Genomic DNA, 1,049 nt, shown 5'->3' on the forward strand with positions numbered 1-1,049 from the left:
CTTTGCCCACCCTTGTTTTAGCGCACTGGATTAGAATGGCCTCGTTCCGTGAGGAATGGCCCAGCCCGGGTGGCCGCCCGAGCTGGGCTGCCGATCGATCGGATCGATGCCCACCGAAGCCTTGAGGGCTGCCTTTCGTAGCAGGATCGCGATCGGTACTTCATCGGGACCCGGATGGTTGAACGAACTTTAGGTTCGCACACACAAGGGAGGGTCGACGAAGATGGCCAAGCGTATCACGATCTGTGCCGGGATCGATACCGGCAAACGTAAGCTCGATGTGGCACTTGATGGCAGTTTGGAGCGGCTTCAGGCCGATAACACGCCGGATGGCTATAAAGTGCTGGTGGAATGGTTGCAGCGCCACAAGGTCAAACGGGTCGGGATCGAGGCGAGCGGCGGCTATGAGCAGGCTGTCGTCGCCGAGTTGCGGCGCCAGCGGTTTGTGGTCGTCGTGTTTCAGCCGGCCCAGGTGCGCGCTTATGCCGTGTTCCAGCTGCAGCGGGCCAAGAACGACAAGATCGATGCCGCGCTGATTGCGGCCTGCACCGCCGCGGTCAAGAAGATCCACGCAGCTCCGGATCCCCGCTTGCTGCCATTTGCCGAGCACCTGACGATGATCGACCAGATCACCGAGGACATTGCTCGGCTGAAGAACCGGATCGAGAGCTGCCGCAATATGCGGCTCCAGAAGCTGTGGAAGGAGGATATCGCTCGCCTGGCCAAGCGCGAGAAGGTCGAACTGAAGGCACTGGCCGCTGCAATCCGTGAGCATCGCGATCTTGCCAAGCGGCTCGACTTGATCAACAGCATCGATGGTATCGGGCTAAAGACCGCCATGGTCATTCTGGTGCGGATGCCCGAGATCGGTCAGATCACGCGCGAGCAAGCGGCCGCGCTGGCTGGCATTGCCCCTTACGATGACGACAGCGGCGATCGCACCGGCGTTCGTCACATCGCCGGCGGGCGTGAACGGCTGCGACGTGCGCTCTTTACTGCCGCGCTGCCGGCGTCATTTCGCTGGAATCCGCAGCTCATCACGCTCTATG

General features: G+C 61.4%; 1 protein-coding gene. It reads left to right on the top strand.

Translation table 11 applies throughout. The features are described from left to right. Positions 1 to 223 precede the first annotated feature (223 nt). A partial coding sequence (locus GGD63_RS39930) for a transposase (protein ID WP_183250667.1) occupies positions 224 to 1,049 on the top strand: 826 nt, incomplete at its 3' end.

This window comes from Bradyrhizobium sp. cir1, from assembly GCF_014198245.1.
GTDB lineage: Bacteria > Pseudomonadota > Alphaproteobacteria > Rhizobiales > Xanthobacteraceae > Bradyrhizobium.